Source organism: Ferdinandcohnia salidurans, from assembly GCF_042680725.1.
Classification (GTDB): domain Bacteria; phylum Bacillota; class Bacilli; order Bacillales; family Bacillaceae_L; genus Ferdinandcohnia; species Ferdinandcohnia salidurans.
In genome coordinates this window covers 1-6,240 of sequence record NZ_JBHUEK010000013.1, presented here as the reverse complement: position 1 = coordinate 6,240, position 6,240 = coordinate 1, and the positions used below count along the sequence as shown (strand labels likewise).

The following is a 6,240-nucleotide window of genomic DNA, read 5'->3' as shown; positions in this document are numbered from 1 at the left end:
TGGTACGACTCTATAAGTTTCGTTTGCACACACGCAGAGCGTGTGGTTTAAAAAGACTAATAAAAAACTCCCGCCCCTAAAAAAGGGACGAGAGTTAACCCGCGTTACCACCCTAGTTGAGGATACAAGTATCCTCCTCTTGAAAAAGATAACGGATTTACCGAAAATACCTACTAGAATGATGCGTTCAGTATTTCACTCAAGGATGGATTCACAAGCTTTTTTCATCGGTTCACACCAACCACCGACTCTCTTAGGAAAAAAGGCTAGCTACTAGTTCCTATCATAGATTTAATATTATTTATATAAAGTTTTACCATGTTTTAATTGTTTATACAAGGTTTTTTGCTTTTGATTCTTCGACCATTTTTACAAAATACCCCGTAAAGCGATGATCGTCTGTTAATTCAGGATGAAAGGAGCAGCCTAAAAATTGTCCTTCACGAGCTGCAACAATTCTCCCATCATGCTTTGCAAGAATTTCAACGTTTTCTCCCGCTTCCACAATATGTGGCGCACGAATAAATACTCCGACAAAATCTTCAGCGATTCCAGGAATCATAAGCTCCGCCTCAAAGCTCTCACGTTGACGTCCAAATGAGTTTCTCTCAACTTTAATGTCCATAAGACCAAGATGTGACTCCTTATAGTCAACAAGCTGCTTCGCAAGTAGAATGAGCCCTGCACATGTTCCAAACATCGGCTTACCTTGCTCAGCAAAGGAGCGAAGTGGCTCCATAAACTCATATTTATCAATTAATCGGCGCATTGTAGTACTTTCTCCGCCAGGGATTATTATTCCGTCAATTTCTTCAAGTTGCTCAACTTTTTTTACGATGACTGCTTCTGCTCCTGAGGCTTCAACAGAACGAACATGTTCTCTAACTGCCCCTTGAAGTCCTAATACTCCAATTTTAACCACGTCTGAACACCCTCTTACTTACCAGCCTCTTTCTTGCATGCGTTGTTCTGGTAATAATGATGAAATTTCAATACCTTTCATAGCATTTCCTAATCCTTTTGAAAGGTGTGCAATTAATTCATAATCTTGATAATGTGTAGTAGCTTCTACAATCGCACGAGCAAATTTTGCAGGATTATCTGATTTGAAAATACCAGATCCAACAAATACTCCATCTGCTCCAAGTTGCATCATAAGCGCTGCGTCAGCTGGAGTTGCTACACCACCTGCAGCGAAGTTAACAACTGGTAGGCGACCTTCTTGTTTGATTTGAAGCAATAATTCAAATGGTGCTCCTAGATTTTTTGCTTCTGTCATGAGCTCGTCTTCACTCATGCCAACAACTTTACGAATTTGAGCATTCACTTTTCTCATATGACGAACAGCTTCTACAATATTTCCTGTTCCAGGCTCACCTTTTGTACGAAGCATAGATGCACCTTCTGCAATTCGGCGAGTTGCTTCACCTAAGTCACGGCAACCACAAACAAATGGAACTGTGAAATCACGCTTATTTAAGTGGTATTCTTCATCTGCTGGAGTTAATACTTCACTCTCATCAATGTAGTCAACGCCAAGAGCTTCTAATACTCTAGCTTCTACAATATGACCAATACGGGCTTTAGCCATAACTGGAATAGTAACAGCACCCATTACTTGCTCAACAATTGTTGGGTCCGCCATTCTAGCAACTCCACCAGCTGCTCGAATATCAGCTGGCACACGCTCTAAAGCCATTACTGCAACAGCTCCTGCTTCCTCTGCAATTTTAGCTTGTTCTGCATTGACAACGTCCATAATTACGCCGCCCTTTTGCATTTCAGCCATACCACGTTTTACTCGATCTGTACCTGTATTTGCCATTATGATTCCTCCAATAATTCGTTATCTAATTTTATAGGCATAATCATATCATATTTTTAACAATAGTGAATGCCCTATGTAAAATAAACTAAGAATATTCTAACTCATAATTTTCTAATTTCCTAGTAATTATACCAAAATAGTATAATATGGAAATAAAAAAACCCCCTTCTATACATAGAAGGAGACCTTTTTATTAGAACCAACCCTTAACAGTATTTGCCACACTGGACCAAATGTCACCGAAGAATCCACCAATTCCTCTCATCATGAGCACGAACCAGTTTGTCTTTTCAACACCTGTGTCTGTCACAAGTGGTACCTGTAATTTATCATCACCATTTGCTGTAATATAGCCTAAATCATCACCATCATAGGATACAGCCATATAACCAACTTTTGTTCCTTTTTTAAAAGGGGCTGTTATTTCTTTATCCTTAGAAACAACCTTTTCGTCAAATACATATTCTGCTTTAAACGCTGACTTATCTACACCTTTTTTAACTAAAAGTCTTACTGGTGCTTTAGTTGAAACTTCTACTTCCTTTTCTTTTCCTTTGACTACTTTTAATTCTTTATTACCCTTTAATTGATATCCTTCAGGGTAAACTTCAATTTGCTCAAAATTATTAAAACCAAAATCTAATAGTTTACGAGTTTCTTTGAAACGTTCTGGCTCACTTGTTGCACCCATTACAACTGAAATTAATCTCTTACCATCTCGTTCAGCTGTACCTGTAAAACAATAACCGGCTGCTGGAGTTGTTCCTGTTTTTAAACCATCCATTCCCTCATAATAGAAGTCTGCAAGGTATGGTGAATCTTTTGGATCATGCTTTAACATCCAATTCCAGTTATCCAATTTCTCACCATAAAAGTCAAGTTGAGGTATACTTGAAATCTCTAACACTTCCGGATGATCTCGAAGTAATGAATAAGCTAATAAAGCGACAGATTCTGCTGACAACATATTATCTCCGTCAGGAGTTGTTCCCTCAGGATAATTATCACCTAGCATTGAGTTTGATAACCCCGTACTATTTACAAAATCATAGTTTGGAAGACCCAGTTCTTCCGCCTTTTTATTCATAAGCTTCACAAATTCGCCTTCAGTACCAGCTAATAATTCTGCTAATGTAATCGTTGTTGCGTTATCAGAATAGATGGCCATTGCTTTGTAAAGTTCTTCAACCGTATAATCATGGTTTAACCGTAAGCCAACACCTGAAAAATTATTATTTGCAGATATATCATATGCATATTGGCTAATTTGAGTAGTTTGATCCCATGAAAGTCTTCCTTCAGAGATAGCCTCCAATACTAGGTACTCTGTCATCATTTTTGCCATACTTGCAATTGGCGCTGCTTGATCGGCATTTTTTTCATATAAAATTTTACCTGTATCTGCATCAATTAATATCGCATTTTTTACATTTATATCAAGAGCAGGCGCTGCTTTTGCAGGGGGCATTTGTCCTACAAAAAGCGATAGCAAAAAGACTGCTAAAAAACTTATAATCAACCTTTTTTGTGTTTGTTTTTTCACGTTTTAAACCTCCACTTTCGTAATACGCACAAAAGACATTTTAACATAACAGCTTCAAAAAAAATAGACAGAGTACATGACTCTATCTACCACAATATAAAAATCCTACCAATGGATTATGTTCTGTCTAAATTTACCTTAAAGAGTAGAGTAGTTCGGCGCTTCCTTTGTGATTTGTACATCATGTGGATGACTTTCACGTAATCCTGCACCTGTCATTCTAATGAATTGTGCATTCTCTCTTAACTCTTCTAAATTCTTTGTACCGCAGTAACCCATACCAGAACGAATACCGCCAATTAATTGATATATTGTGTCTGTAAGTGGGCCTTTGTATGGAAGACGACCTTCAATACCTTCAGGAACAAACTTTTTCGCATCCTCCTGGAAGTAGCGGTCCTTACTTCCTTTCTCCATTGCTGCAACAGAGCCCATGCCACGATACACCTTAAAGCGACGCCCTTGGAAGATCTCTGTTTCCCCTGGGCTCTCAGATACACCTGCAAGTAAGCTTCCTAGCATGACTACATGTCCACCAGCAGCTAATGCTTTTACGATGTCACCAGAATATTTAATACCACCGTCAGCAATAATCGATACTCCATGTTTTCTTGCTTCTGTTGCGCAATCATAGACAGCTGTAATTTGAGGAACACCAACACCTGCTACAACACGAGTTGTACAAATAGAGCCAGGTCCTATTCCTACTTTAACGACGCTAGCACCTGCTTCAATAAGAGCACGAGTTGCTTCAGCTGTTGCTACGTTACCAGCAATAATATTTAGTTTTGGATATTCATCTCTAATGGTTTTAACTGTTTCTAGTACTCCTGCTGAATGGCCGTGTGCTGTATCAACAACAATTGCATCAACTCCAGCTTTAACTAGCTTCTCAACTCGAAGCATTGTATCTGTTGTTACCCCTACAGCTGCTCCTACTAAGAGACGTCCCTGTGCATCCTTTGCTGAATTCGGGAACTCAATTACTTTTTCAATATCCTTTATTGTAATAAGACCTTTTAATACTCCACTTTCATCGACGAGTGGGAGCTTTTCAATTTTATATTTCTGTAGAAGTTTTTCTGCCTGTTCTAAAGTTGTACCAACAGGGGCAGTCACGAGATTTTCTTTTGTCATTACATCTGAAATTAGAATGGAATAGTCTTGAATAAAACGAAGGTCACGATTGGTAATAATTCCAACCAAGATTTGCTCTTGTGGGTTGTTTACAATTGGGACACCTGAAATACGATATTTTCCCATTAAATGTTCAGCATCAAATACTTGATGACTTGGAGTTAAGAAAAATGGATCTGTGATAACGCCACTTTCTGAACGCTTAACTTTATCAACCTGCTCAGCCTGTTGCTCAATAGACATATTCTTATGAATGATCCCTAGTCCGCCTTGACGGGCCATTGCAATTGCCATTTCATGTTCTGTTACTGTGTCCATACCCGCGCTAATAACCGGGATATTTAACTTAAGTGTTTCTGTTAACGCAACCCCAAGATTTACATCCTTAGGTAGTACCTCTGACTTAGCAGGTAATAGCAATACATCATCAAATGTTAATCCTTCTTTGGCAAACTTTGTTTCCCACATGTAATAAATCCCCCTTCGATTGCAAAATATTATTAGTAGATTAACAACTGGGTAAACTACTGTCAAGAATCGAACGATATATTTAATAATTCAGAGTTTTTTATTATCTCTTTTCACCCATATCTTGCACTTTCTTTGTTTCTATTGGAGGTTAGTCATTTGTTTGATTATCGTTTTATTTGGCAATCATTTAATGCACTACATGCAGCAAATACAACACAACATTTACTACAAAAATGCTATGAAAAAGCGGCAGTTACAGACGCAGATAAAAAGAGCTATGAAAACAGCTACCCGTTTATTTATTATTTGGAACATGGTCAAAATTACTACCAATTATCCCAAAATGCACCATTATCCATTAAGCCGGTTCTTCTCTTTTACGGAATGGTACAATTGTTAAAAGCATGTTTACTAACTGTTGATCCTCAGTACCCAGAATCAACTTCGGTACTTGCCCACGGAGTTTCAACAAGAAAACGAAAAAAGCAGAGCTATGAGTTTTTCCATGATGAAGTAAAAGTGCAAAAAAACGGATTATTTTCTCACTTTTCTGAACGTATGTTTCATGTGAAACAAATGGAAGGTGAAAAATTCACAATGGAGCAGCTATTTAAAAGAATTCCCGAATTACAAAATTTATTTACTCTGCATTTTCAACAAAGCTTATATATTGAAACACCAATCACAACTCAGAATACATTAGCAATCCCAACTGAAGCATTAGACAGTTATCATATGACCTCACGGAGGTTTGTGGATTTTATTGAAAATACACTGCCGTTTTCAACAACTCTTGTTAAAGAACCTACAGAAGGAAAAGACTGCGGACCAATATCTTTACAAATAAAAAAAGAAAATTATCTTCTGCCACTGGCAAGTTCGCCGCTTCTCTATCATTTATATGAAGATACCTACTATCTGCCAAAGGAAAGGAGACTTCTGTCGTTTTTTCCTGAAATCATGACACATTACTTACTCCTCTATAATTTGAGTATGATATCAAGATATGAGACGGAATGGTGGAGTGAACTGCTTCATTCCTACTCTAGTAATGACTATCCATTTATCAGACAGTTCCTCGCGATATCTGCAGATAAAGTTCCCTTTTTGCTTTATTTGTTTTTAAAGGAGAAAATTGATGGGGTATAAGGGGGATATATTGGGTTTGCGGTATAGGGTTTATCGTTTTTCGAGTTGGTGATATACCGTTTAAGCTGTTTCCGGTATAGTATTTATCGTTTCTCGATCTCGTGTTATATCG

At 37.8% G+C, this 6,240-nt stretch carries 5 protein-coding genes and 1 other annotated feature; of the genes, 1 reads left to right on the top strand and 4 read right to left on the bottom strand.

Annotated features, from left to right (window positions below; translation table 11 throughout):
• Positions 1-80: 80 nt before the first annotated feature.
• Positions 81-296: a binding site (T-box leader), on the bottom strand.
• Positions 297-331: 35 nt separating this feature from the next.
• The 4 genes from pdxT to guaB all read right to left on the bottom strand — a co-directional run bounded on the left by pdxT (position 332) and on the right by guaB (position 4,976).
• Positions 332-922 carry a pyridoxal 5'-phosphate synthase glutaminase subunit PdxT gene (gene pdxT, locus ACFSFW_RS09720; RefSeq protein WP_304220488.1) on the bottom strand — a complete coding sequence of 197 codons (591 nt, stop codon included), beginning with the start codon at positions 920-922 and terminating at the stop codon, positions 332-334.
• Positions 923-940: 18 nt separating this feature from the next.
• Positions 941-1,825 carry a pyridoxal 5'-phosphate synthase lyase subunit PdxS gene (gene pdxS, locus ACFSFW_RS09715; protein WP_304220486.1) on the bottom strand — a complete coding sequence of 295 codons (885 nt, stop codon included), beginning with the start codon at positions 1,823-1,825 and terminating at the stop codon, positions 941-943.
• A 196-nt stretch (positions 1,826-2,021) separates the two neighbouring features.
• Positions 2,022-3,371 (bottom strand): D-alanyl-D-alanine carboxypeptidase family protein, encoded by a 1,350-nt coding sequence (locus ACFSFW_RS09710; RefSeq protein WP_304220484.1) that lies wholly within the window; start codon positions 3,369-3,371, stop codon positions 2,022-2,024.
• Between the two features lie 138 nt (positions 3,372-3,509).
• Entirely contained in the window at positions 3,510-4,976 is a 1,467-nt protein-coding gene (gene guaB, locus ACFSFW_RS09705; protein ID WP_304220482.1) for an IMP dehydrogenase, read from the bottom strand.
• A gap of 159 nt (positions 4,977-5,135) precedes the next feature.
• Between guaB and ACFSFW_RS09700 the strand changes: the two genes are divergently transcribed.
• Entirely contained in the window at positions 5,136-6,128 is a 993-nt protein-coding gene (locus ACFSFW_RS09700) for a YaaC family protein (RefSeq protein ID WP_388037546.1), read from the top strand.
• The last annotated feature ends 112 nt before the right edge of the window (positions 6,129-6,240 follow it).